Origin of the sequence: Rapidithrix thailandica (assembly GCF_039710355.1) — a bacterium.
Classification (GTDB): Bacteria; Bacteroidota; Bacteroidia; order Cytophagales; family Flammeovirgaceae; genus Rapidithrix; species Rapidithrix thailandica.
Genome location: NZ_JBDKWZ010000001.1, coordinates 238,050 through 263,584, shown reverse-complemented (window position 1 = coordinate 263,584; position 25,535 = coordinate 238,050). Strand labels below are relative to the sequence as shown.

Genomic DNA, 25,535 nt, shown 5'->3' with positions numbered 1-25,535 from the left:
GATAGCACACTTGCTTACCATCATGAGCCAAGAAGCATCAAACAACCAATTCGATATACATTACCAAAACGCTTGGGACCTCGTTGAGCAAAAGGATTTGGAAAATGCCTTGATTGAGGCCAACGCCTGCATTGTATTGGATGCGGATAATCCAAACGCATACTATCTCCGGGGATATGTATATTCCGCTATGGAAAATTGGCCGGCTGCCATAGAGAATTTCAATCAGGCCTTGGACATTGCTCCGGAATTCATCCACGCCCTTTATTACCGGGGAATGGCCTTGTTTAAAGAAGGACAGGTGGAAGAGGCCTTGGAAGATTTTCTACAATGCGCTAACACTTGGCCTACCCATGGCCCTACCCGCATATCCATTGCCAACTGTTATGATGCGATGGAAGAGCAAGAGCAAGCGGATAAATATGCTTTTGAGGCACAAATGATTTTTGCCCGGGAGGCCTTGCAAAACGGTCAATTTGAACGAATGGCCCAACACTTACAAGAAGCAGAACAATGCTGTTGTAACCGGACGGCATTCAACCGACTAAAGGCAAAATACCATCTGGCACTTGGTCAATTTGAAGAAGTAGTACTACTTCTTCACACTGTCATCGAAAGTGAAGAGGCCAATCAGTATGATTACCTGGACCGGGCCGATGCATTGATGGAAATGGCCCGTTATGAAAAAGCCTTGGCAGATTACTCTACCATTCTTCAAACGGATGCCGAACGGGTCGATGCCCTGCGAGGAGTGGCCCTTTGCCAGATACATTTAGGCAATTATCCCCAAGGAATTTCTTTCTTGAAAAAGCTCTATACGAGCTATGATTTCGACTTGCATGCCCGTATCTATTATTTTGATGCCAATCAAAAATATGCGGAGTTCTTACTGGCTGCCGCACAACAAGGAAAACCCGTGCAAATGCATGAAGTGGCCCAATGTTATATCAATATGGAAAACGGAGAGAAATGTCTTTCTTTTTTAGAGCCTTTTGAACAACATGGAGCCCCCTTAGATGCTGCCTTACAAACAATGAAAGCCAAAGCATTAAAGCTTTGCAACCGGAACAACGAGGCGATTGAAGTGTATCAGCAACTGGTAGAAAGCAAAGAAGCTGGCTTAGAAGAATATTTTGACTTAGCAGAATTGCTCCATCAAAACAGAGCCTATACTGAGGAAGTCACTGTATTGGAAGCGGCCGAACCTTTGCTGGAAGGACCGGAAAGTAACGGAGGTTTGCACTTTGACAACCTCCTGGACTCACTGGAAGACTCCTTCAACCAACCTTCCACCACCAAGGCGCAATACTATTTGCGTTTGGGCCTCGCCTATATGCGCCTGGGAAACAACCCAAAAGCGCTGGGACAACTCGACCTTGCACATGCCTGTGACGAAACGTTGGGTACGGTACTTTACGAAAGAGCCAGGGTGTACATGGACCTGAATGAATTTGACAGGTCGTTGGAAGACTTTGCCCATGCCCGAAAATTAAAAGTAAGCCATGCCATGGTACTCTTTCAGGAAGCATGGGTGTATTACTATCAAAAAGATACGGACAAAGCTATTGAGGCCATCGAGGAGCTGGGGAATTATTACAACCAAAGTTCCAATATCGCACACCTGGAAGGCATGGTGTGGCAAGATGCCCAAGAGTATGAGAAAGCCTTGGAAGCTTATAACCGCAGTATCGCTTATGGCAGTAATGACCCTTATACTTGGCGAAACCGGGGCGTGGTCTACCGTGTATTAGAACACTATTATGAAGCCTCGGAAGACCTCCAAGAATTTATCAAAAACTATGAGTTTGGAAGCTCCGACTATATCAATGGGATGAGTCAATTAGGCTGGCTGTATTACGCAGAACAAAAATACGAAAAGGCAGCCAACATCATGCAAGAGGTAATCGCCTCTTCCTATGCGGAGGCATCCGATTACCGCCTGTTGGGGGAAATCTATAAAAATGACAAGAAATACGAAGAAGCCCTGCCTTATTTTGACAAGGCTTTGGAATTTCAACAAGACTTTGGCATTGCCCATGCCAGTAAAGCAAATTGCTTGATGCAATTGAACAGGTACCAAGAGGCCTTGAAAGGCTATGTGTCAGCGGCAGAATCAGGAGAAGACCCTGGATTTCATTATCAAAATGCAGCTTTTACCTGTTTCAAAATGCATGATCATCAAGGCGTCATTAAATACATCTTTAAGAGCTATGAATTTCGCACGGAAGACTATTGGGCAATGAACCGCCTGGGCGAAGCCTATCTTGGATTGCAACAATATGAAAAAGCCTTGGTAGAATATACCAAAATTCATAAACTGAAAGATGATGAGCAATATAAAAGGGATGCCTGGAGGTTGTATACCCATCAGGCAAAATGTTACTTAGGCCTCAATCAATACGAAGAAGCCAAAAAGTACCTGATCCTTTCTATGGGCTTTGGTGACTATTTGGAACAATACAAATTGTTAGCAAACATCTCCGAAGCGGAAGGCAATTACCTGGATGCCTATACTTGTTACCAATATTGTATGCTCATTTTTCAACATGAAGGCAGCGATGCCTCGGAAATGGAAGAGAAGATGAAAAAACTGGCCCACTATGCGGAAGAGTATCAGTATACGATGAAAAATGACACGGAAACAAGCAGTGGAAATACTGCCGAAGCCTGGCTATAAAACCTAAGACGAATTTCAACACACCAAATAATTCTCTCTTACTATCAAAATACCAGTGATTTGAATGTTCCCTTTAAGCGTGGTCAAACACGCTTAAAGGGTTTCTTTTTTCTCAAGGGTTCTTTTGGCCCGTTTGAGGATGTACAGTGTCTCTTTGGTAGCTGATTTTTTCTCCCATGTATTACAAAACTCCTTTACAAAATCCGGGGAGGATTTACTGGCATCGTTTAACCAGTTGCCCACACTATCTCGCACATATTTCGAAGAGTCAGACATCAAGGGGGCTAAAATAGACAAGGCTTGCTCCGGCTTTTCCTTCAAACTATCCAAATGTTTACACCATACACCACGGGGCCTGGTCACTTCCGTAGTAAATCGCCTGATATTTTCATCTTCGCTTTGTGTCCATTTACTCAAAATCCGGATCGCAATACTTAAATGCTTTTCCACTTCAGGGCGTAAAGCCATCCAAATAACTTCTCTCACTCCAAAATGTGAATCTGAAACCAGCTCCTGAGAACGTTTTAGTTTTGCCTCAATATCCAAATCCTCGTTGAGTGCCAGCAAATATGAAGCATAGCATCGTAAAATATCGGCTTTATGGCTGATTAACTTCGTGAAAGTTGGCTCTACGCTCCCATGTTCGAAACAATATTCGAACAACTCCTTCCCAATGACTTTTATGGAATTCATGGCAGAGTTATTTTTGAGTTTTGTCAAATGAGGATTGATCCTTTCCAAGGCCTTTGTCAAAGCTATGGCAGGAAACGTATGTTCTATCAATTCCTTTTGATCCACTGCCAACCACTCCGTCAGGTTGACCGTTGCAATTTCACCTTTGTTCAATAATTCCAATACATCCTTAGGGATATCTTGTACTTTTTTGGCCCCTTTTCTGTCCAGAATTTCTGCCTTTATCATTCTTTTATCGTTTATTTTTACACAAAAATACGCGATGGACTTTCAGCCATCAATACCGCATTTTTTGATCACTAGGGGATAAAAAAGTCAATTTTAGAAAACAACACCACTAGCTATGGAAAATAAACTATGCCCGTTGGAAAAAGCGGTGAATACTATCAGTGGGAAATGGAAAATTCCGATTATCTGGCAAATTCACGAGGGAAAAAAAAGACCCAGTGAGTTTTTACGGGGCATCCAACAAGTGGACAGAAGGGTATTAAGTCAACAGCTAAACGAAATGGTTGCCGATGGACTCCTTACCAAAAAGTCCTTCCACGAATTACCTCCGAGAGTGGAGTATGAATTAACCGATCGAGGCCGTCAGCTTGTGGAAATTTTATGGAAGCTGAACGACTGGGGAAAATTGCTTTTAGCCTCTGTTTAACGTTTATCTTTGGCGCTGCAATTTCCTATTTCAAATCCATCCCAGCGAGTTTTACGCAAACCTCTCTTAACGGTTTGCGCTTAGTGAATCGTTTCTGAGCTGTTACAAATTTAGATAGTAAAGTCATCAACAATATAATTTTCATGGAAAACCTGTTTAAAGCCCACTAAACCCTCTTCAAGTGCCTTTCTGAGAGTTTTAAATTCTTTGAACTGAAAAAAATCACTACTGACAAAAGACACAATCGGGCTCACCAATAAGCTTTCCGTCTTTGTTCACTTCAAACTTACAGCACTTGGAAAAATTTTCCTTGAGTATGGCCTTGGCTCTTCGAATTCTCGCTTTTGTATTGGCCAGGCTAATACCTATCTTTTGGGCTGTCTGTATTTGGGAGTATCCTTCTATATAAACCAATCGGATAGGAGTTTTATAGATTTCAGGTAATCTATTGATAAACCGGTCAAAACAACAAATATTCGTATAGGCCTCCTCTTCTTTTCTCCAAAGGGAAATTTTACGCGTTTGAAAGCTCTGCTTCCGGTAATAGTTGTTGATTTCATTCCTTACAATCTGAAAAATCCAGGCCTCTGTTTTGGCCTCATCCTTAAGCTGATGCAGGTATTCGTGGATTTTTAAGAATACATTTTGCAATACTTCTTGGGCAATATCTTCCTCCTGTACTTTTTTCAAAATGAAATAGTAGACAGGTAGATGATACTGTTCCCAAAGTGCTTTGGTTTCCATAATTACAAATTAAAAAGAGGTTGGCTGTTTTTCAAAGCCAACCTTCTTTGTTTAACAACATTCGCCTTCCTTACAATTGCATTGTTCACATGGGCAATCGCTAGAAGCACAATTGACACAATCGCATTGGTCACAACTACATTCGATACATTGACAAGTATTCATAAGATAAAAATTTAATGTTCACTAAAGGAGACCGAAAAAGGGTAAAAAGGATACATTTATTTTTATTTCTTTTATAGAAAATCCAAAAAACGGCTACGGCTGAAATGCTCACCGAAGCTAAAAATGCTGACAAGTAGGGTGACTTGTGTATTTTGGATACCAATGGCTTGAAAGGAAAAACCAATAGAAAGAAGGGGGCAAAATATCTTGATGGTAACAGCTAAGGTTTGTTTGATTCGATGTTATAAAATACACCTAATTTTTCCTATGTAAATAATAAATCAACTCCTCTTCAGAATAGGGATTAAACTTTAGGATTAAACTGTATTCGTTTATTTTAAGAATTTCGATCACTCTATTATCATCCAACACGAGTAACCTTCCGTCTTTGTTAATCCTATAATCGCCAATCTCCATCCTCTTTTCTGGTAAGACATTGTAAAATAGTGTATAACTTTTATCACCTTCTGACATTATGTTGAAACTTATACGCTCATACAATTCATCATCTTGGAAGACCCAATTGCCTTGCAATTGAGCTATTAATTTATCAATATCAACCTCAAAACTATGCGTACAAAATGTTAATTGATCAAAATTATTAACAGCATTCACCACCTCAAATCCCTGATTATTCATCGCTCTCACATAGAAGTATTGTTTTAAAGAGCCGTGTATTCCTAAAATAAGGATAGAATCAACCTCTACAAGTTCCCAGTTGAATAAATGACTTGGGAACGCTTTTCCTTCTGTGTCTTTGGGATATGTCTGTAATAGTATCTGGTCATTGATTACTTCCAAGTAAAAATTTGCTTGGTTACTACCTTTATTTTTTCCGGCTGCCCATGTATTTTCCTGTAAAAAACTTTTAAACGAACCCTTCATTGATTTTTTTAAATTGAGCAGGTGATAAGGTGTTAAAATTATGTCATCGTTTAACAGTACTTTATATTCCCCTATCCGTTTTATAGTCAATTTTTTATAGCCATCACAAGCATTACCCATGAGCAATGCTCCATCTAAAACTTCCCATTTTCGTTTCTTTATCGAATCTGCCCTATAATGTAAATACAAAATTCCATCCTCTCTAAAATCATAGATAATGGGTTTATTCACATCATTCATATTGATGTTCACCCATTTTCCAGTAATAAAATGCTGACAACTAGCTTGAAAGGATGAAAAAGTAAGCCCAATGACTAATAATATATAAATTCTATTCATGATATTCTCCCATTATTTACAGAATAACCCAGGTGTATTTTCTAACTTTTTAAACATCTTATTATACCGAGTTGTATAAACTGAGTCATCATAACTATCTCTATCTACCTCACTTATAAATTGAGCATAAAGCAAAGCTTCTTTTTTGTTATTCCCTAAAACTACCGATTAAACAACAGTTTAAAAACTTGTTGGAATTTTAAGAGCTACTGTTTGGGTCAATTCATGTATAGTCAAGTAATTTCCGGTCAAAGACTAAAATCAAGATTTAGAGTTTTTCTGATTCCGTCTTGGCTTCGGTGAATAACAGCTCTTGCTTGACCCCTCTGTCCCCTCTCAACTTCTCGTGTTCCTAAAGGAGCCTTATTGAAGTAAATACTGCTCTCAATTATTATTTTTGTAAAGAATACAAATGAATTTCAGCCAATGACGTATCAGGAGAAACTTCGAGCCATTATTGAAAAGCTTCCCAAAGAACCAGGGGTGTATAAATATTTGAATGAAGAGGATAAAATTATCTATGTAGGGAAGGCCAAGGCATTGAAGAACCGGGTAAGCAGCTATTTCAATAAGGACAGTTCGCTGAACCGGAAAACCCGGAAACTGGTCAGTGAAATCCGGGACATTGAATATGTAGTGGTCGATACGGAATACGATGCGTTACTTTTGGAAAACAACCTGATCAAGAAACTCCAACCGAAGTACAATATTCTGCTGAAAGACGATAAAACCTATCCCTTCATTTGTGTTACCAACGAGCCTTTTCCCCGGATTTTCCCCACCCGGAATATTCAAGACAAACGGCACCGTTACTTTGGCCCTTACGCCAGCGTCCGGATCATGCACGCCATTCTGGAGCTGTTTAAAGATTTATATACTTTGCGCACTTGTCAACTGAGCCTAACGGAAAAAAATATACAGGAAGGCAAATTCAAAGTGTGTCTGGAATATCATATTAAAAACTGCCAAGGCCCTTGTGAAGGCTTACAAAGTGAGGCGGATTATTTGGAAGATATACGCCAGGCGGTAGATATCCTAAAGGGAAAAATAAGCCCGGTGAAGCAATACTTCAAAGAGAAAATGACCCATGCAGCCGGGCAAATGGACTTTGAAAACGCCCAACGCTATAAAGAAAAGCTGGAAGCTTTGGACAAATTCCAGGAAAAATCACTGGTAACCAATCCGAAAATCACCGATACGGATGTATTTACCATTATTTCCGAAGAAAATTACGCATATATTAATTTCATCAAAATTATCAATGGATGCATTAACCAAACCAAGTCTCTGGAAGTAAAGAAAAAACTGGGAGAAGAGGATGTTGAAATCCTGGAACAGGTGATTGTGGATACCCGGGAACAATATGGCAAACAATCCCAAAGAATCCTTACCAATATTGATTCCTTAGAAGGCATTCAGTTCGATGTGGCGGTTGTCAAACTGCCTAAAATCGGAGATCTGAAAAAACTGGTTGAGCTGTCTTTGAAAAATGTCATGTACTTTAAAAAAGACCGGCAAACCGCCCGCTTGAGCAGACAAAATGCCAACCAGAAAAATCAGGTGCTGATACAATTGAAAAATGACCTCAACCTAACGGAACTCCCCAAGCATATCGAATGCTTTGATAATTCCAATATCCAGGGGACCAATCCGGTGGCTTCTATGGTCTGTTTTAAGGATGGAAAACCGGCCAAAAAGGAATACCGGCATTTTAAAATCAAAACGGTCGTTGGCCCGGACGACTTTGCTTCGATGCACGAAGTAGTGACCCGCAGGTACAAACGCTTGATTACCGAACAAAAGCCTTTGCCTGATTTGATTGTGATAGACGGAGGGAAAGGACAATTAAACGCTGCTTACAGAGCTTTGCAAGAACTGGGAATACGGAAAGATGTGCCCGTGGTAGGTATCGCTAAACGCTTGGAAGAAATCTATTATCCACATGACCAATTACCCTTGCATATCCATAAAAAATCACCTGCTTTGGCATTATTACAACATTTGCGGAATGAGGCCCACCGGTTTGCCATTACGTTTCACCGCGACCTACGCAGTAAAAACAGCCTGAATACGCAATTGGAAGAAATTCCCGGTATTGGCACTTCTACGGTGCAAAAATTACTCACCGAATTCAAATCCGTAAAAAAACTCAAAGAGGCTGCTCCCTCTGAAATAGAACAACTCATTGGCAAACACAAAGCACAAATTCTACTTAATGGATTGAAGAAGGATTGAAACACGCAGGGATTATTATCAAATGAACTGTTCAAATATATTCTTTCAGGTTTCAATAATCACCTGCTCTTTCTTTCGGTGTACCAGCAAGGTGCCGGCCAACAAGAGTACTCCCACGAAACCGATCAATGATACTGAAAACAACAGTGGATAATACGTAAATACAGTCGCCCAACCCAACAGACGCAAAGTAGGAACAAGAACGAGGATTACTTCGATTCCTAAATAGCCAAGCACAAATAAAACAATCCCGAAACGAGCTGAGAACCGCTGTGCCTGCAACCACTTCTGATCAACAAACCAAGCGATCAATGCCAAACTAACCACGCCAATCAGTACCAAATGCAAATAGGCGATTACAAAATCTCGCATGGAAAATGCCAGTTGGGCGATAGGCGGAAAGGCAGAAAGCAACTGCAAAATAGTTTTTAATACAAATGCAGCAAATGCCAAAAGCCAAAGTTGTTTTGCAAGAGGCTGTAGCTTGGCGCTAATTTGTTTTGAATATACTTTTAACAATCGAAATAGCGGATACAATGCCACCACTTGTAGTAAGGCAGCCAAACCAGCCAAAAGATACACCGGTATACTTGGCCGTGTCCACAGTGTAGAGAGTAAAAAAGCCGGAACGATTGCGAGTAAATTGAGTTGGTAAAAACGCTTGACCCAATGAATGGAAAGTGGAATGTTACGATCGGCCAATGCTTTAAAAAACAAGCCAAAAACTGCAAATAAAAACCAACCGTTGTATTGAAAATGCAAGTAGAAATATATTGCCAGATAATACCACTGGCTGCCACCCATTCCTTTGGCTGACAAGGGCCCCAAAGCCAAAGGGCCTAATCCGGAAAACAACATCAACACCAAAGCGCTTTTCACAAACTTCAGCGCATAAGCTTCCAAACTATTTTCCGGATACTTTAAATGAGCACTGTCCTTAAAGACCAATACGGTAAACACTACGGTAAGGAGCAAGTGTACGGTGGAAAAAACGATGGACCAAAGTGCATATCCGGTAAAAGGAAAAGTGAACATCATACCCACTACGGCTATTTGCAAAGCGATAAACAACCTGCGGTATTTTACACTTTGCAAATTACTCTTTTGCAGAAAAGCATAGACAATTCCTGTAAACAGTGCATTGAATACCCAACCCAAAAAAGCCAAGTGAGAATGCGTATGCAATAGGTATTGATAATTGGCTCCGGGCACACCGTTAAATTGCATCCAACGTAACAGGCACCCCATAGCTACCACTAGCAATAAATTTATAAAACTTACCTGCATCCACCGTAAGTAAGTTTTGCAGCGATCAGGTACATTGGTTTGCTCAAGAATATGTATCTCTGGAAGACTCATCGCACTATTTCATACATCTGTTTCCGGCCGGACGGGGATATTTTGTGGAAAAGAATCCATACTCTGCACTCCTTGTCAGACAAGCAGACATAATTATTACTCAGTAAAAAAATAGCCCCTTGGAACAACCGTATTCCAAGGGACAAAGGTATACTCACTTAATCAAAGCGTTCATTGAGAGTCAACACCGGCACTTCAGAATGTACCGCTACTTCTTCGGCAATACTGCCAAATAACGTTCTGGCAAAACCGGTATGGCCATGGGTATTCATTGCAATCATATCCGCATCTACAGAACGGGCAAAGTTTAAAACCCCTTCTTCCACCTCAATGGAATTGTATAAATTACTGGTGTAATTCTCAAAACCGTTTTCTTTCGCAAAATGCCGTATGGCAGACAATACGTCCGGGGTGGTATAAAAATTAGAAGGGCTGACAATTTTGACAAAGTGAACCCGGGCCCCATGCAACTGTTGAAGGCTTTTGACATGCTCCACAATACTTTGATCTATATATTTGAATTGAGAAGCAAAGACAATGTTCTTATACTTATTTTCTTTCCGTTCTTTGGTAACGGTCAATACGGGAATAGGTGCATGCCGGATAATATCTGCGGCTTTCGATTTACGTGCTCCGCTTTTTCCTGTAGTACCCACTACTACCAAGTCACCTCCGTCTTTTACGACAAACTCTGACAAATAACGTTGCATGGTATCCGTTTTCACCTCCACCTCAAGTTTGGCTTCCGGATATTTCTTTTTGATTTCGTCAAACCGCTCATGCACGGTTCCCAGCAAATCATGCATATAGGAAACTTCCGGATTATCTTCATTGTATCCCATTGCGGATACGTTTCCCACATCGGCAATCATTTGAAAAGGGGCCGGACGCTCGCCTACATAAGGAATATCAATGACATGTAAGAGCTTTACAACCGCTCCGGTTTCTTTTGCCAAAATAACGGCCTCATCAATGCCTAAATAGGATTCCGGGGTGAAATCAACGGGTACGACAATTTGTTGGATATTCATGGTATCAATGGATTAATATTTAGAGTTATTTGTAGAGAGGATTATCCTCTTCTTGCTATCTATACCCCAAAGAATCAGTAAAATACCGAAAAAAACAATGAGATAAATCATACCTCTACCGGACCCTGATCAATAAGCAAATTTTCATAAAGACTTGAGCAAATCAGTCCCCCCCTCTGAGTCAAAAGCATCAAACGGTTATTTCAAGGCACTCAACGGTTAAAAACGTCCTTAATCCCTGCCCCTGTAAACTATATAACAGATCCCTGAATTACGCTTCTCTGTTTTCAATTTTTCTATATCTTTGCGACTATGGCAAAGAAAGAGAACAACCAGGAGAATACTGCTTTTCAAAAAGTGGTATCTCACGCGAAAGAATACGGATTTGTTTTTCCTTCCAGTGAAATATATGATGGACTGGCAGCAGTGTATGACTACGGTTCAAATGGAGTGGAGTTGAAAAATAACCTCAAGGAGTTCTGGTGGAAAGCCATGACCCTGATGCACTCCAATATCGTAGGGGTTGACAGTTCTATCTTCATGCACCCGACTGTTTGGAAAGCTTCCGGACACGTGGATAGTTTTAGCGACCCACTAATCGACAACAAAGATTCTAAAAAAAGATATAGAGCCGACCAATTGCTGGAAGATAAGGCAGAGGAATATGAAAAAGCCGGAGAAACGGACAAAGCCTCCGCTTTATTGACCAAAATGAACCAGCTTCTGGAAGCCGAAGACCTGCAAGGAGTACATGACTTAATCCTTGAGGAAAATATTACCTGTCCGGTATCCGGCACCGCCAACTGGACGGATGTACGGCAATTTAACCTGATGTTCTCTACCCAGACCGGGGCTGTAGCAGACGAATCTAGTACGATCTATTTGCGTCCGGAAACGGCCCAAGGGATCTTTGTCAACTTTTTGAATGTACAAAAAACTGCCCGGCAAAAAGTGCCTTTTGGTATTGCCCAAATCGGTAAGGCATTCAGAAACGAAATCGTAGCCCGTCAGTTTATTTTCCGTATGCGGGAATTCGAACAAATGGAGATGCAATTCTTCGTTCGCCCCGGCACGGAGATGGAATGGTACGAGCAATGGAAAGAAAAGCGTATCCGTTGGCACAAAATCTTGGGGACCCCGGAAGCATCCTTGCGTTTTCACGATCACGAAAAGCTGGCCCACTATGCCAATGCCGCTTGTGATATCGAATTCCAGTTTCCTTTCGGCTTCAAAGAGGTGGAAGGTATTCACTCCCGCACCGACTTTGACCTGAAAAGCCACCAGGAATTCTCTAAGAAAAAGCAACAATACTTCGACCCGGAAGTCAGCCAAAATTACATTCCATATGTAATCGAGACTTCGATCGGAGCCGACCGTTTGTTCTTGTTGAGCTTGTGCAGTGCCTATACCGAACAGGAAGTGGGAGAAGGCGATAAGAAAAAGACCCGGATTTTTCTGAAATTCAACCCGGCCCTGGCCCCTGTCAAAGCAGCGGTATTGCCACTTGTGAAAAAAGATGGTTTGCCGGAAAAAGCCATGGAACTGGTAGATGACTTGAAATACGACATGAAAGTAGTTTACGAAGAGCAAGCGGCGATTGGTAAGCGTTATACCCGTCAAGACTTGATCGGGACTCCTTTCTGTATCACGGTGGATCACCAAACCTTGGAAGACAACACTGTGACCATCCGTGAAAGAGACACTACCGACCAATTCCGTATGGATATCAGCGAAGTAAGAAGTTGGTTGCTAGAACGCGTGTCGATGAACAACTTATTGCGTCAATTGTAGAAATCATTGTATAAATCAATGCACCCGCTGGCTTTCAGGCTTGCGGGTGTTTTTTTGGAAAAGAGAAGAGGGGTTTGCCAAGGCATATAGGCTAAGTAAGCGGAAAGCGAAGTGTAGACTTACAAGTTCTATAAAGCAGCTTTTCAACAAAGTCCAAACATGCCCATACTTAAAGCATTTGCATTTTTTTCATTCCCCTTTGTTTCAAATCAACCATTGCATCACATCAAAGCAGGAAACTATGCTATCCAAAATCGCTTTATTCAATACCCGTAGACACGCCAAGGCGATCTTGCGATTGGATAAAAATTCAATCCAACTAGTGGGGGAAAATAAAATCGGGAAAACCACACTGATCGATACACTGAATTTTTTGTATATGATCAATAGTCGCCATATGACTTTTGACAATGGAAAATACAGTTTCAAGGATACGATCGGGCACTTATTTCCTTACCCGAATCAAAGTTATATCGTCTTTGAAAATCACAAGGGGCAAGCCGGAGGGCATTTTTGTATCTTGGTCAAACGGAAAGATGACCAAGTGGAATATTATAAAATAGACCAGGCATTTGATGAGATTAATTTTTTCAAGGAGAACGGAGAACTTTGCAAGTTTACGGAGCTAACCAAGCAATTTTTAAGTACCGGGGTTTATTTTCAAAAACTGGACAAAAAAGACCTGTATCGTGAAGTCTACAGCTCGGACCACCAACGCAACGCTTTCGTTTGGCTTACCGACAAAGTCAAGCGCAAAGGCCAGGCGCTGGAAAATAGCTTTACCAAAGTATACCGCTACCTGCTCAACTCCAAACTCATCGATGCCGATGCCTTAAAAGAAGCGCTCACGGTCGCTGACAACCGGCATTCGGAAGCTTTGACCGTATTTTCAGACACAACCAAACTGGAAGAAATCAACCGGCTCAAAAAGCTTAACCAAGATATCCACAACCTGAAAGCCGTAAAAGAAGATTTTGAAAACTTTCAGCTTGTTGTCAATGAATACAAACACAGTAATCAATTGGCCGGGAAATTACTGTACAGTTTCCAACAAAAAACCTTAAAGGAACTGGATTTTTTGCGCAGTGAATTAGAGCAGTTTGACGAACAAATCGTACTATTTTCCAAAGTCAAAAACGAACTGGAACCTCAAAGAGATAAATACCTCCGGGAAGAAACCCGCGTCAGTATAGAGATAGAAAATAAAAGCCGCCTGATCAAAAGTTCTGAGGAAACTCTTCGTGAAATTGAACTGCTCAATCCCACCGGCTATGAAATAGAGGAATTGGTGGATGTATTTCAAGAGGAAATCATTAAGCTGGAAGAAAAAGCCAAAGAGCTTACCTATCAATTTCAAAATATCGAACGCTACCAGCTCAATGAACAAAAGCAAGCCAGCCGGGTCAGGGCTTTGCAAGAACGGATCAAAGTATTGCAAAACAAAATCCGGAACCAAGGCAAGCTGCTCATCCACAACATTTCGGATGATAAACCTACGCAGGAATTGCTCAATGCACTTTTTTCTGACAAAGTATTGGCCTTGGAAGACCGGGTGCTAAAACCGGTTTCGGCGTTGCTTGACAACTTGAAAATCGGAGACGGAGCCATTGACATTTCCGGTATCCAACCCAAACCCTTACAAACACTCGCGGAGGTAAAAACAGAATTGCAAGAATGTGAAAACGAATTGCGGGAAGAGAGTAAAACCTTGGAGGTATTGCAGAAAGAACAGCAAAAAAAGCGGGAATACGAGGAAATTAACGGACAAATCAAAGCGACCAAACAAAAAATTGAAAAGGTCAAACTCTTTCGTCCGAATAAAAATAATATCGAACAGCTTGCATCGGAATTGAAGATTCTGGAAAAGCAACAAGAGGAATGGCAACAGCAACTGGATGAGGTAAAAGCAGAAATCCTGAAAAACAATCAGCTCATTGCCGAATACAATCAACGCAAGTCTGCCCACAAAGCCAAAGTCTACCAATATCAAGAGTGGCAGGAAGAATTTTCTTCACAGGGATTTTCACTGGTTGAGCAATTGCTTGACAAACCCATCGAACAACTCCGGCAGGAATTGAAAAAAGAAATAGGAAAACAAAGCGATTTAAAACAGCGCAAAACCCAAATGTTTCACAGTTTGAAACAGCGCTTGAACAGCACCTTGGCCGATGAAGAAGAATTTATCCAAAAGCTTACGAAAGAGCTGATCACCATCCCGGACAAAGAGAAAATGATGGGAGAGTTCCTGGATAGTTTGTCTCATCAATTTACCGAACCGGTGCGCAAACACTTGCAGATTTACGAGCAGTTCAAAGTCTTTATCGAACGCTTCAACCGGGAAATTGACGAATATAAAATCTCGGATTTGGCCTCTATCAAAATCCAACTCAAAGACAACAGCACCCTCCTCAATGATCTGACGAAGATCAGTAAAATCATCCGGATCACCGGGTTTCAAGTGGATGTGTTCAATGAGTTCAACAGTCGTGAGCAACAGGCGTATTTGAGAGTCTTGGAAGAGTACCTGCGCGAACCCAAAGCCCGGAATTACAACTTTGACGAGTTGTTTGACATTGATGTGTTGGTAACCGATGAAACAGGCAGCAAAAAAACCATCAACTTAAAGCGCCAGAATGAATCCACCGGAACCATCCGTATGATTAATTTGATCTTGTTTTTATTAATCATCAAATATTTCAAAGTAGATGATGAGGAAAATAAAGTGGTGTTCTGTGTGGATGAACTTACCATTGACCCACACAACATCGGCCAACTCATCCGCTTCTGTGAGAAAAACGGCTTTATCCTGATTTTTGCCAGCAACTTACAGGGTATCGGGATTGAAAAATACTATTTCATGAAACGCTCAATGCAAAACGGCAACCGGGTGTACTTGGATGAAACCTTTACCAGTCTGGCCAAACGGAAAGCAGGTATGTCAGTATTGAAGGATTGAAGGATTGAAGGAAGGGTGACCACAGAACATTGAAAACATGAAGGCAAGCGGAAAAACGGTACTTAATTTTTTAGCGGATAACTATATTTTTATCGAGCAGGTTTTTGGCATTGCCAAAAGCAACAACTTCTTTATTCCTCATGAGATACTGGAAGCAAAATGTCTGCAATTCGAAATAGCTATTGAGAAGCTGGCAAGCTACCGGATTGTACAAGTGTTGGGAGATGGCAACTACGAGTTGAACAAGCGTTTTTCGGATTTTTTGGCGTTTCTACTGGATGACTTTCGCCTGGATCTTCCCGAAAGTATCAAAAAATACCAACAGTCCATTGCCCAGATTTTCACCCAACTTTGCGAAACGGAGGAAACATCCAAACAAGAAGACCTGGCTAACGGTTTGGTGAGTGAAATACAGGAGTTTACCTTACAAATTCACGCCAATACACATAGTCTGTACGATCAGGCTATGGAATTAAAATCCAACAAAAAGCAGATTGACTATGTGGACAAGGTCAAAAAAGCCGGTCATCTGGTAAAAAATTATATCAAACCGCTCAATGATATCCTGAACAAGGAAGACCCACAAGCGCTAATCCGACAACTGTACAAAGTAAGTGATTTTGCCAACTTGCAAAGACACAATGTTCAAGACCTTTTACTGAGGAAACAATTTGAGAAACTCTACCAACATGTGGCATATGCCAATGAGGAGATCTTGAAAAACATTGCCCTGATTACCAAAGAGCTTACTCCTTTGTTGGAAAGAATCCGCACGGAGAGCTTGGTGTTAACAGGGGTCAACGAAATTTTACTCAAAGCCCGGAAAGGAAAAATTGACTGGAAGGTAGGCCTGCAACGCGGCAAACGGCCTGGTGTTTACGCCTCCAACTTTGAATTGGATGTAAAGGTATTGGTGGAGAATGCCTTCAGGCAGCAACCTATGATCATCATACCGGACGGGGTAGCAGATGACAACTGGATTTTTGACAAGGATGCTTATAAAGAAGTACTCTTACAACAATTACCCGTAAAGAACTTTTTTCAATGGTGTTTTGAACAATTGCAAAAGGAAGAAGCCGACCTGAAGGCCGAAAAGTTTTATATTTTGTCCGCACTGTTATTCGAAAAAGAAATCCGGGCGGAGTTTCAAAAAACAGAGAAATTCACCATCGACTTGGCCGATTATGAATTGCAGGTTCCAGTCGTATCCGTAGAAGTTAACCCATCAACCCAAGAGAATTAATTATGCATTATCCGGAATATCATAAACAACTGGTCAACGATTTATTAGAGGGAAAATTTATCCTTTGGTCTGATCACCAACTCTTCACTTCCTTGAAAAAGAATAAGGACTTTTATGCCGAGTTTTTTCAAGAAACGTATGGGTACGAACTCATTATCCGGAACGAATACGCCTACCTGACTTCGGATGATACGGATGAAAAATTATCCAGAAACTTTACGGTTTTCTTGGCAATTGTCTGTTATGAGTTAAGCCAAAACAGCGAAAATTTTAAAGAGAAGTTAGAGTTTGGAGAGTTTACAACAGATGAAATTCTACTGTATCTGGAAAGTCCTACTTTCAGTGAACTGGTTTCGGAGCTGGGAATTTTGGAAAATGACCTCAATCGTTTTTTAAAACAGCTCGCCCGGAGAAACCTTCTACAATATACGGACAAGGAGCAATACAAATTTCGCTTCACCAAAGCTATTGACCTGTTTTTGACCCTGGCCGAAGTGGTAGCCCATGAAAAGATGCAAGAGATGGACCAAACGGAAAGTTGATGACATGATACTTTGAAGGATAGCTTGTTCAAGAACCCCTCATCAACTCAAATTTTTTGAATAAAACTTACCAAGTTTATCGTAAAAAATTCTCCATTTATTTATTTTGGAAAATCTATATTCTGAAGTGGTCTACACGTATAGTTTTTGACCGAAGATGGAATCAAAATCGGCTCATCAAGGCACTTTTTGAAGAGAATAGCCAGGGCTATTGTTGAGAAAAGTAACACAGAGGAGGCGTTTTTGAAACATTTTTCAGGAAAACGAAAAAGGTTAATTCACTTCTCTAATTAAAATTCACAATTCCTCTATGAAGTACTTTTACATCACCATTTTCTTACTCACTTTTCTAAGCACATCCTTAACAGGCCTGGCACAGGTAAGGATTGGCTACACATTTGGTCTCAATCAAGCCAAAGCAACCATCAAAGACAAAGCGTCCAACACTTCGGTTAGTTTAAAATCTATTTTGGGCTTACGGGCCGGGGTATCCATGCAAGTTCCGGCCAGCGAATCCTTCAGTCTGATAACCGGGGTCTTTTTGAACCAAAAAGGATTTGAATTTACCGATACCGGCAGTGGAGAGGACGTTGAAATAAAAATCCACTATCTAAGTCTTCCCATATTGGCTCAAATAGGGATGTCCTTCCGTAAAAATCCCAGATTGTTTATAGATGCGGGACCGGTCATTTCCATAGCAGCCTCAGGGAGGGTCAAAGTGGATGGGCAAAAAGGAGACCTGGATTTTAACTCGGATCACGAAGGTTCTATCAAAAGGCTGGATCTCGGGTTTACCTTTGGTGCCGGTGTAGAGATTGACCCGATTAAGATCAGGTTAAGTTATGAGGCTGGCTTGGCAAATATTTCAAATTCCACGGAGGCCAGCTTAAGAAACCGGGTATTCTCCCTCACCTTAGCCTATCAGATAGAAAGAGCTTTTTAAGCCATACGACAAAGGCCTTCTTTTTTTGAAAAAGAAGGCCTTTGTGGCTAACATTACAGAAAGCTTAGGCACCAATCAATTCTTTGTAAGCATCGGCATTTAGCAAATTCTCAACATCCGCAGCATTATCAGGCTTTATTTTAATCATCCAACCTCCCTCATAAGGCTCATTATTAATCGCCTCAGGCTCGTCTTCCAGCCCTTCGTTAATTTCCACCACTTCACCTGTAATAGGCATAAACAAGTCAGAAACGGTTTTTACCGCTTCTACTGAACCAAATACCTCACCTTCTGGCACGTTTTCACCCTCAGTAGTGATGTCCACGAATACAATGTCACCTAACTCACGTTGTGCAAAATCAGTGATACCTACTACCAGTAGCTCACCCTCTACTTTTACCCATTCGTGATCTTTGGTATACCTTAAATCAGCCGGAATATTCATTTTACTTTTAGTTTATCGATTAATGTGAAAATAATTCGCGGATCAAAGAAACATATTCTCCCCAAAAGAAGCAAATTATATTCTTTGAGAAAAGGCAGCTTTTCGCACCTATTTCACCGAATCCGTTCAAGCGTTTGCGCATGTTCATTATTCTTTGCAATTTGGTGCTTTATCTTTCAATGAGATAGAAACTATCGACAGTGGTAAGTTTACTGTTGGCCTTGCAAGATATTTGTTGAGAAAACCTCAATTTTTTCTTCAAAATTAAAAAACTCCTAAACAACACATTACACAATGAAAACCATTAACCCCAAAGAAGTTTCTACGGCCGAATTCCACTCCTATTTATTAGGGGCAGTGGCTCCCAGGCCTATTGCCTTTGCCAGTACTGTTGACCAAGCAGGCAATATTAACCTCAGCCCGTTTAGTTTTTTTAATGCCTTTGGAGCCAATCCTCCCACCCTGGTCTTTTCTCCTGCCCGCAGGGTCCGGGGCAATACCACCAAACACACGCTGGAAAATATATTGGAAGTAAAAGAAACCGTAATCAATGTGGTCAATTATGATATGGTGGAACAAACATCTTTAGCCAGTACCGAATACGAAAAAGGCGTCAATGAATTTATCAAAGCAGGTTTTACCCCTCTTCCTTCCGAAAAGGTGCGCCCTCCCCGGGTAGCGGAGTCTCCGGTACAATTTGAATGCGCGGTCAAAGATGTTATTTCTTTAGGGCGGGAAGGAGGAGCCGGCAACCTGATCATTTGTGAGGTTTTGCTGGCACATGTGCGGGAAGAAGTACTGAACGAGCAAGGAAAAATCGACCCTACACTCATGCACCTTGTGGGAAGAATGGGCGGTGACTGGTACTGCCGGACCTCCTTGGAAAATATGTTTGAAGTCGCCAAACCCTTGCGCAAAAAAGGCATCGGGGTAGATCAACTTCCCGAAGCTATTAAAAAGAGTCATATTCTTACAGGCAACGATCTCGGAAAGCTTGGCAATGTAGAACAAATACCTTCTCCGAAAGAACTGGAACCGGTATCCGTTGATGAACAAAAGAAAAGGGCAAACCCTCATGAGTATGCCCATCAACTGTTACAATCCGGAAATATCTTAGCCGCCTGGAAGGTGCTTTTGGACTAGCTTTTTTTGATGAGGATGCAAGTTAGATGCCTCTCATCCTCATCAACTACCTTATTCAAACGGTTCCACATTCACTGCAAAATGGTCTGTTTCATAAACCAAGTCGAAATTCAATTTCATTTTGTAATCCTTCCAACTTGTGTCGTCTACATTCACCATATCCTTATTCATCAGTTTCACTACCTTATTAATTTGCTCCAAATTATAATAAATCACCGTATAGCCTAAGCAAACGCCTGTATACTGATCAAAATAATATTCTACTTCCGTAAATTTATTAGTCGTAGAAGTGCGAAAGAAGGATAAACGGTCTTCAGAACCTTCTTTAAGGATCTCCCTCCCTTCTTTCATGACTTTGTTTCTGACGGCATTGATGTGTTTTCCTACAGAGTTATCTTCTTGTGCGGTACAAATCAAAAAAGAGCTGGTGACAAAAAATAAGGTCAATAAAAACTTCATATATCAGAAAGGTTAAAAAATGGGTCTTGATTGTACAATCAAAACGACCTTTCTAAGCAATTGAAGGTACAAATAATCAAGGAAACTTACATAGGTAGGTTAATCGCAAGTAATGGAATCTAATTGGGTAGGTATAGGCTATATACACCTAAAGCTCCGGTATTTATTCCCGGAGCTTTAGGTAGCTTTATCTAAAATCAGACAACCTAAAAAAGATACTTTATACTTTTTGAGCCAAGGCTTCTTCCACAAATTCAAACGTGGAAAGCACCTCTGTTTTTCCATCAATAATTGCCACATTGTGTTCAAAGTGGGCAGATGGTTTTTTGTCAACGGTAACGATGGTCCAACCATCACGAAGTTGCAACACTTTCCGTTTTCCCAGGTTGATCATCGGCTCAATGGCCAGTACCAGTCCATTTTGGATTTTAGGACCGTTACCCCGCCTGCCAAAGTTCGGTACATCGGGTTTCTCATGCAGGTTACGCCCTACGCCATGACCTACCAACTCACGCACTACCGAAAAGCCATGCTTTTGAGCATGTTGCTGAACAGCATAACTGATGTCACCGATATGGTTGCCTAATTTCACTTGCTCAATACCCAAATCCAAGCACTGCTTTGTCACTTCTACCAAACGTTGGGTTTCGGGATCTACTTCACCGATCATAAAGGTATAAGCATGGTCACCATAGAAGTCGTTTTTTTTCACGCCACAGTCAATGGAAACGATATCTCCGTCTTTGAGAGGGATATCGTTAGGGATGCCGTGTACCACTTGCTCATTTACCGAAGTACATAAGGTATTCGGAAAGCCTCCATATCCTTTAAAGCCAGGCTCTCCGCCATGGTCACGAATAAATTCTTCCGCAATTTTATCCAGTTCCAACGTAGAAATACCGGGTTTGATTTCCTGTGCCATTAGCCCCAAAGTTTTGGAAACAATCAACACACTTTCTCGCATAATCTCAATCTCATCCCTAGTCTTGTAATAGGTCATGGCTATTTATTTTTTGGCAGTTTTAATATAATTTCTTCTATAAAAGAATTGCAAATATAGCGGTTTTCCTGATCAATCAGAACTCCCTTCTTCCCAGAAGGCATTTGGAAATGAAGCTTTTGTAAGCCTCACTGAAAAAGCCATACCGGTGTAGAACCTTACAATCGAAGACTTAAAAAACCTCCTTCCCACTTGACAAGGTATGTGAAGATTTTTACGCCTGGAAACCGAATCTGAAGAAAAGTTACTTTTTAATTCGTGATTTTTCTAGTATTTTTATAACCGAAATAAACTTAACTACCTGTAAATCAAACAAAGATAAAGTATACATTAAAGTATCAGTTTATATTTTTTCAACTAATTCCGTAATCTTACTAGTACAAGACCACAAGGTTTTCTTTATAAATTCTCTCAAGGTTTTTCTAAAAGAAAAAAGAGGCTTATTGCTAGTACAGAAAATAAAAGGGGGGTTATCTTTGTATTTTTCCTCCGGGTAAACCGCTGCAAAGAGGGAGTTTGGTATTGCTGTTATTACCAAAAGACAACCCTTGCGTTTTGCCCAGTTGAAAAATAGAAGGGTACTCAAAGTAAACTTTGCTTTGACTTTTTAACAAACCAAAAAAGACAGCCCATGGAAGTAATACATCCGGCCATTGAAGATTATTTGCAAGCTCATACTTCGGAAGAATCACCCCTGCTGCAAAAAATTAACAGAGAAACGCATTTACATGTATTGATGCCCAACATGATTTCAGGCCATGTACAAGGGGTCACTTTGCAGTTTTTGTCACAAATGCTCTGTCCCAAAAGAATTTTGGAGATCGGTACCTTTACAGGATATTCAGGCATTTGCCTGGCTCAGGGGCTAAGTGATGACGGACTATTGTATACCCTTGATATTAATGAGGAACTGGAAGACCGGGTACGGGGGTATTTTGAGGAAGCCGGGTTAACGGATAAAATCCACTACCTGATCGGAGATGCGACCCGTTTGATACCCAACCTAGAAGAACGTTTTGATTTAGTGTTCATTGATGCGGATAAGCGCAATTATTCTCTATATTTTGATTTAATCATTGACAAAGTCAACCCAGGAGGCTTTATTATTGCGGATAATGTCTTATGGCATGGGAAAATTACCCGGCAGGACATTAAAGACAAAGATACCGAAGCGCTTCGGGCTTTTAACCAAAAAGTACAGCAAGACAAACGGGTAAGTAATGTAATCCTACCTGTAAGGGATGGCTTGTTGATAGCCAGGAAAAACCAGTAGTGATCTTGAACAATCTTAAGAGAAAAGCAATTTTTTTATTCTTATGAAAAAACTTTATTTATCCATCCTGATCTTAATCGCGCTACACACGTGGGGGATTACTCAGTCATTTTCGGTGCCAGAATCAATGATGTTTGCCGGGGTAAAGCTGAAGATTCACAACGAGGTGCGGGCCCGTATACAGCGGAAAGTGGATGACTTGATGCGTAACCCCAATTACTACCAGGAATACGTAGACCGATGTAATCTTTACTTTCCACTGATAGAAAAAGTATTCAAAGAAGAAAATCTACCTGATGATTTTAAATACCTGGCTTTGCAAGAAAGCGCTTTGCTTGCCAATGCCATTTCCCGTTCCAATGCGGTAGGTTATTGGCTATTCAAGGAGTTTACGGCCATTGAATTAGGGATGCAAATCAATACTCAGGTGGACGAACGCAAACATATCATCTCGGCCAGCCGGGGAGCTGCCCAGTATTTAAAGAAAAATAATTATTTCTTGCGCAACTGGATTTACTCCTCCCTTTCGTACAACCTGGGTTTGACCGGAGCCAATAATATTATTGACCGTAGATACATCGGGCAAGATAAGGCGGAATTGAAAAAGGATACCCACTTATACATTATCCACTTGTTAGCCCATAAAATTGCTTTTCAAAATGCGGTAAATAAAAATAGCTCGATCATCACCTTATGTGAATACCCCGCGAATGGGAAAAGTATCCGGGATATTTCACAATTAACCGGGATCAGTGAAAGCTCCCTATTAATGTACAACCGTTGGTTAAAACACAACCCGGTACCCAATGATAAAAAGTATACCTTCTTGCTACCCATCCCCGTAAGCCGGGAAGCGGAGATCAAAAGTAAGTTGGGGCTGTCTTACACAGGCATTCCCGGGGGACAAATACCGCGTAATAATAATACGCCTACAGAAAATCTTGAATACACCATCGCCAGGGATACGATCTACGAAATCGTCAATGATAATCCCTACCCTATCATCCGGAATGAAAGAAAACGGCCTATAGCCGGGGACACTATCACCTTAGCCACAATTAACGGCAAAGAAGGTTTTATTGCCGGAAAAAACCTGAACATTCTCACCGTCACCAATACTTTGGGGGTTTCTACCAATAAGTTTTTGCGGACCAATGATATGACGATGTTTGATGAACTGGTGGAAGGTCAGGTGTATTATTTAGATAAGAAAGACAGCAAAGGCCCTGTAGAATACCATGTGGTCAAAAGCCCCAACGAATCCCCATGGGAGGTTGCCCAACGTTATGGAATTAAGCTCAATAATGTAGCAAAATTCAACCGGATGGGTAAAACCGAAATGTTAGTGATGGGACGGGTACTTTGGTTGCAAAGCAAAAGGCCTAAGAAAACTCCGGTGGAGATCCGTGAAGTCGAAATGAAAATGGTCATCACTGAAGATACTACGGCAATTGACACCATTCCGCAAATAGACGAAGAACCTGACATTCCACAACCGGGTACGGATATTATTACCATCGGTCCTAATATTCCGGCCAGTGACTCTACCGATGCTTCGGGTACGCAATATCATACGGTACAAGCCGGTGAAACGCTGTTTACTATCAGCCGTCAATATGGTGTCACTATTTTGGATTTACAGGAATGGAATAATTTGCAGAATGATTTAAAAGTAGGCCCTGGGCAAACCTTGATTGTGAAAAAGCAAACCATAGCCAGCAACAATCCTACTACCGGAAATAATGTACCACCTACCGCGAAAGATCCGCTGGACAGTGTCATTTTGATCGATGATGAAGGTAATCCCACTTCCGTTCCTACGGACAACTATCCGGATTATAATACCCCAGCGGTAGACAATACACCTACACAACCGAATTACAACCAACCGGCAACGGATGTCACCGGAGGCGCTGAAAGGTACCACTACGTACAAAGAGGAGAAACTCTCTTTGGAATTTCCAGAAAATACCAAGTGAGTGTTGCTGATATCAAAGCTTGGAATGGATTGTTTGATAACAATATTGATATTGATCAAAAGTTAGTGATCCGGAAAGGAAGTACTTCGGGTAATACAAATTATAACCAACCGTCTGTAAACCCGACTCCTGATTACAACCAACCGGCAACGAACTATACACCACCAACAACAGTTAACCCCTCAGCGACAACGCATACGGTGGTGAAAGGAGAAACCTTGTATGGCATTGCCCGGAACTATCAAAAAAATGTAAAAGACCTGATAGCATGGAACAATCTGGGAGGCGATTTAAATGTAAAAGTAGGTCAAGTCTTGTATTTGGCACCGAGTGCAAATGCCTCTACCTATTCGCAAGCCACTACCCTACCAACCGTGGAAAACGGATACCATGTGGTGAGAGCAGGAGAAAATTTGTACAGTATTGCGGAGCTGTATAACATAACGGCTCAAAACCTAAGAACATGGAACAATATTCCACAAGGTAATGATGTATACGCCGGACAAAAACTGATTGTAGATAATCTGTTAGCTCCTGCAGGTACGGTAAATACACCGCCTACCTATACAAACAGTGGTAATGCCGCAGTCTCCGACTATCATACGGTAATGAAAGGAGAAACTCTCTTTGCTATTTCCAGAAAATACCAGGTAAATGTAAAAGACTTGCAACGATGGAATAACCTGAGTGGCGGAGATATCAAAACAGGACAAAGCCTGCGGGTAAAGGCTCCGGGGAGCAACAATAGCTCTTCAGCTACCTTTACTCCAACCACCATTACCAATAAAAACAACGAAGTATTTCATGTTGTACAAAAAGGCGAAACGCTCTACTCGATTAGTAGAAAGTACAATATCAAAGTATCACAGATAAAAATCCTCAATCAGAAATCCGACAATTCAATTGATATCGGAGAGCGATTACGAGTGAAATAAAACTAAAAAGGCTGGCATTAACAATGCCAGCCTTTTCCCCTAG

Annotated in this window: 19 protein-coding genes; 11 read left to right on the top strand and 8 right to left on the bottom strand. The window is 41.1% G+C overall.

Features of this window, described 5'->3' with window-relative positions:
* Nucleotides 1–22 precede the first annotated feature (22 nt).
* Complete coding sequence (locus tag AAG747_RS00900; RefSeq protein ID WP_346819230.1) at nucleotides 23–2,677, top strand: tetratricopeptide repeat protein; 2,655 nt, start codon at nucleotides 23–25, stop codon at nucleotides 2,675–2,677.
* A 93-nt stretch (nucleotides 2,678–2,770) separates the two neighbouring features.
* On the opposite strand, the gene AAG747_RS00895 is transcribed toward AAG747_RS00900, so the two are convergent.
* Nucleotides 2,771–3,598 carry a DNA alkylation repair protein gene (locus AAG747_RS00895; protein WP_346819229.1) on the bottom strand — a complete coding sequence of 276 codons (828 nt, stop codon included), beginning with the start codon at nucleotides 3,596–3,598 and terminating at the stop codon, nucleotides 2,771–2,773.
* 115 nt (nucleotides 3,599–3,713) lie between these two features.
* Here AAG747_RS00895 and AAG747_RS00890 point away from each other — a divergent pair, with 115 nt between their 5' ends.
* A complete protein-coding gene (locus tag AAG747_RS00890) occupies nucleotides 3,714–4,025 on the top strand; it encodes a winged helix-turn-helix transcriptional regulator (RefSeq protein ID WP_346819228.1) in 312 nt (103 codons plus the stop codon).
* Between the two features lie 225 nt (nucleotides 4,026–4,250).
* Here the strand turns inward: AAG747_RS00890 and AAG747_RS00885 are convergent, their stop codons facing one another.
* Entirely contained in the window at nucleotides 4,251–4,769 is a 519-nt protein-coding gene (locus tag AAG747_RS00885; RefSeq protein ID WP_346819227.1) for a sigma-70 family RNA polymerase sigma factor, read from the bottom strand.
* 420 nt (nucleotides 4,770–5,189) lie between these two features.
* Nucleotides 5,190–6,158, bottom strand: a complete 969-nt coding sequence (locus tag AAG747_RS00880) for a hypothetical protein (protein WP_346819226.1) — start codon at nucleotides 6,156–6,158, stop codon at nucleotides 5,190–5,192.
* Nucleotides 6,159–6,584: 426 nt separating this feature from the next.
* Here AAG747_RS00880 and uvrC point away from each other — a divergent pair, with 426 nt between their 5' ends.
* Nucleotides 6,585–8,393, top strand: a complete 1,809-nt coding sequence (uvrC, locus tag AAG747_RS00875) for an excinuclease ABC subunit UvrC (protein ID WP_346819225.1) — start codon at nucleotides 6,585–6,587, stop codon at nucleotides 8,391–8,393.
* Nucleotides 8,394–8,438: 45 nt separating this feature from the next.
* Here uvrC and AAG747_RS00870 read toward each other — a convergent pair whose 3' ends face one another.
* Together AAG747_RS00870 and AAG747_RS00865 are read right to left on the bottom strand one after the other, a co-directional pair.
* Nucleotides 8,439–9,680 (bottom strand): hypothetical protein, encoded by a 1,242-nt coding sequence (locus AAG747_RS00870; protein ID WP_346819224.1) that lies wholly within the window; start codon nucleotides 9,678–9,680, stop codon nucleotides 8,439–8,441.
* 230 nt (nucleotides 9,681–9,910) lie between these two features.
* On the bottom strand, nucleotides 9,911–10,783 hold the full coding sequence (locus AAG747_RS00865; RefSeq protein WP_346819223.1) for a universal stress protein: 873 nt from the start codon (nucleotides 10,781–10,783) through the stop codon (nucleotides 9,911–9,913).
* A gap of 312 nt (nucleotides 10,784–11,095) precedes the next feature.
* On the opposite strand from AAG747_RS00865, the gene AAG747_RS00860 reads away from it, so the two are divergent.
* From AAG747_RS00860 to AAG747_RS00840, 5 genes are all read left to right on the top strand, one after another.
* Nucleotides 11,096–12,574: a glycine--tRNA ligase gene (locus tag AAG747_RS00860; protein ID WP_346819222.1), complete on the top strand. Its 1,479-nt coding sequence runs from the start codon at nucleotides 11,096–11,098 to the stop codon at nucleotides 12,572–12,574.
* A gap of 241 nt (nucleotides 12,575–12,815) precedes the next feature.
* Complete coding sequence (locus AAG747_RS00855) at nucleotides 12,816–15,530, top strand: hypothetical protein (protein ID WP_346819221.1); 2,715 nt, start codon at nucleotides 12,816–12,818, stop codon at nucleotides 15,528–15,530.
* A gap of 37 nt (nucleotides 15,531–15,567) precedes the next feature.
* Complete coding sequence (locus tag AAG747_RS00850) at nucleotides 15,568–16,773, top strand: hypothetical protein (protein ID WP_346819220.1); 1,206 nt, start codon at nucleotides 15,568–15,570, stop codon at nucleotides 16,771–16,773.
* Between the two features lie 2 nt (nucleotides 16,774–16,775).
* Nucleotides 16,776–17,315 (top strand): condensin complex protein MksE, encoded by a 540-nt coding sequence (locus AAG747_RS00845; protein WP_346819219.1) that lies wholly within the window; start codon nucleotides 16,776–16,778, stop codon nucleotides 17,313–17,315.
* Between the two features lie 310 nt (nucleotides 17,316–17,625).
* Nucleotides 17,626–18,258 (top strand): porin family protein, encoded by a 633-nt coding sequence (locus AAG747_RS00840; protein WP_346819218.1) that lies wholly within the window; start codon nucleotides 17,626–17,628, stop codon nucleotides 18,256–18,258.
* A 64-nt stretch (nucleotides 18,259–18,322) separates the two neighbouring features.
* Here the strand turns inward: AAG747_RS00840 and gcvH are convergent, their stop codons facing one another.
* Nucleotides 18,323–18,703 carry a glycine cleavage system protein GcvH gene (gcvH, locus tag AAG747_RS00835; protein ID WP_346819217.1) on the bottom strand — a complete coding sequence of 127 codons (381 nt, stop codon included), beginning with the start codon at nucleotides 18,701–18,703 and terminating at the stop codon, nucleotides 18,323–18,325.
* 294 nt (nucleotides 18,704–18,997) lie between these two features.
* On the opposite strand from gcvH, the gene AAG747_RS00830 reads away from it, so the two are divergent.
* Nucleotides 18,998–19,846 carry a flavin reductase family protein gene (locus tag AAG747_RS00830; protein WP_346819216.1) on the top strand — a complete coding sequence of 283 codons (849 nt, stop codon included), beginning with the start codon at nucleotides 18,998–19,000 and terminating at the stop codon, nucleotides 19,844–19,846.
* A gap of 51 nt (nucleotides 19,847–19,897) precedes the next feature.
* Here the strand turns inward: AAG747_RS00830 and AAG747_RS00825 are convergent, their stop codons facing one another.
* Together AAG747_RS00825 and map are read right to left on the bottom strand one after the other, a co-directional pair.
* Nucleotides 19,898–20,305: a hypothetical protein gene (locus tag AAG747_RS00825; protein WP_346819215.1), complete on the bottom strand. Its 408-nt coding sequence runs from the start codon at nucleotides 20,303–20,305 to the stop codon at nucleotides 19,898–19,900.
* Between the two features lie 220 nt (nucleotides 20,306–20,525).
* Complete coding sequence (map, locus tag AAG747_RS00820; RefSeq protein ID WP_346819214.1) at nucleotides 20,526–21,305, bottom strand: type I methionyl aminopeptidase; 780 nt, start codon at nucleotides 21,303–21,305, stop codon at nucleotides 20,526–20,528.
* A 631-nt stretch (nucleotides 21,306–21,936) separates the two neighbouring features.
* Between map and AAG747_RS00815 the strand changes: the two genes are divergently transcribed.
* Together AAG747_RS00815 and AAG747_RS00810 are read left to right on the top strand one after the other, a co-directional pair.
* Nucleotides 21,937–22,578 (top strand): O-methyltransferase, encoded by a 642-nt coding sequence (locus AAG747_RS00815; RefSeq protein WP_346819213.1) that lies wholly within the window; start codon nucleotides 21,937–21,939, stop codon nucleotides 22,576–22,578.
* Nucleotides 22,579–22,621: 43 nt separating this feature from the next.
* Entirely contained in the window at nucleotides 22,622–25,492 is a 2,871-nt protein-coding gene (locus AAG747_RS00810; protein ID WP_346819212.1) for a LysM peptidoglycan-binding domain-containing protein, read from the top strand.
* Nucleotides 25,493–25,535 lie beyond the last annotated feature (43 nt).

Bases quoted from the DNA above. Each gene is read 5' to 3' on its own strand.
- AAG747_RS00885 (WP_346819227.1), bottom strand. From the start codon at position 4,769: ATGGAAACCAAAGCACTTTGGGAACAGTATCATCTACCTGTCTACTAT.
- AAG747_RS00860 (WP_346819222.1), top strand. From the start codon at position 11,096: ATGGCAAAGAAAGAGAACAACCAGGAGAATACTGCTTTTCAAAAAGTG.
- AAG747_RS00895 (WP_346819229.1), bottom strand. From the start codon at position 3,598: ATGATAAAGGCAGAAATTCTGGACAGAAAAGGGGCCAAAAAAGTACAA.
- AAG747_RS00870 (WP_346819224.1), bottom strand. From the start codon at position 9,680: ATGCAGGTAAGTTTTATAAATTTATTGCTAGTGGTAGCTATGGGGTGC.
- uvrC (WP_346819225.1), top strand. From the start codon at position 6,585: ATGACGTATCAGGAGAAACTTCGAGCCATTATTGAAAAGCTTCCCAAA.
- AAG747_RS00855 (WP_346819221.1), top strand. From the start codon at position 12,816: ATGCTATCCAAAATCGCTTTATTCAATACCCGTAGACACGCCAAGGCG.
- AAG747_RS00880 (WP_346819226.1), bottom strand. From the start codon at position 6,158: ATGAATAGAATTTATATATTATTAGTCATTGGGCTTACTTTTTCATCC.
- map (WP_346819214.1), bottom strand. From the start codon at position 21,305: ATGACCTATTACAAGACTAGGGATGAGATTGAGATTATGCGAGAAAGT.
- gcvH (WP_346819217.1), bottom strand. From the start codon at position 18,703: ATGAATATTCCGGCTGATTTAAGGTATACCAAAGATCACGAATGGGTA.
- AAG747_RS00900 (WP_346819230.1), top strand. From the start codon at position 23: ATGAGCCAAGAAGCATCAAACAACCAATTCGATATACATTACCAAAAC.
- AAG747_RS00845 (WP_346819219.1), top strand. From the start codon at position 16,776: ATGCATTATCCGGAATATCATAAACAACTGGTCAACGATTTATTAGAG.
- AAG747_RS00815 (WP_346819213.1), top strand. From the start codon at position 21,937: ATGGAAGTAATACATCCGGCCATTGAAGATTATTTGCAAGCTCATACT.
- AAG747_RS00890 (WP_346819228.1), top strand. From the start codon at position 3,714: ATGGAAAATAAACTATGCCCGTTGGAAAAAGCGGTGAATACTATCAGT.
- AAG747_RS00840 (WP_346819218.1), top strand. From the start codon at position 17,626: ATGAAGTACTTTTACATCACCATTTTCTTACTCACTTTTCTAAGCACA.
- AAG747_RS00850 (WP_346819220.1), top strand. From the start codon at position 15,568: ATGAAGGCAAGCGGAAAAACGGTACTTAATTTTTTAGCGGATAACTAT.
- AAG747_RS00825 (WP_346819215.1), bottom strand. From the start codon at position 20,305: ATGAAGTTTTTATTGACCTTATTTTTTGTCACCAGCTCTTTTTTGATT.
- AAG747_RS00865 (WP_346819223.1), bottom strand. From the start codon at position 10,783: ATGAATATCCAACAAATTGTCGTACCCGTTGATTTCACCCCGGAATCC.
- AAG747_RS00830 (WP_346819216.1), top strand. From the start codon at position 18,998: ATGAAAACCATTAACCCCAAAGAAGTTTCTACGGCCGAATTCCACTCC.
- AAG747_RS00810 (WP_346819212.1), top strand. From the start codon at position 22,622: ATGAAAAAACTTTATTTATCCATCCTGATCTTAATCGCGCTACACACG.